Consider the following 275-nt stretch of genomic DNA (forward strand, 5'->3'; position numbering starts at 1 on the left):
TGAGTATACGTTCTGATAGATGGAGCTACTTCTTTTGGCGGATATACCCAGGCGCATCATTACTCCAAGTTTTGCTCCTGCTTCTGCTTCCCTTGCCCAATTTTGAGGCTGGTCCTCCATCTCCATGATCTGCAAAATCAATAAACACTTCATTCTTCTCCAAGTCAATTCCTCTATGAGTATACGTTCTGATAGATGGAGCTACTTCTTTTGGCGGATATACCCAGGCGCATCATTACTCCAAGTTTTGCTCCTGCTTCTGCTTCCCTTGCCCA

1 pseudogene is annotated in these 275 nt (G+C 45.1%); it reads right to left on the reverse strand.

From position 1 onward, the window contains the following. Positions 1–199 (reverse strand): annotated as a pseudogene (locus BOQ62_RS01870) (siderophore-interacting protein); the annotation flags it as partial. Between the last annotated feature and the right edge of the window lie 76 nt (positions 200–275).

This window comes from Chryseobacterium sp. CH21 (genome assembly GCF_004119445.1).
Classification (GTDB): domain Bacteria; phylum Bacteroidota; class Bacteroidia; order Flavobacteriales; family Weeksellaceae; genus Chryseobacterium.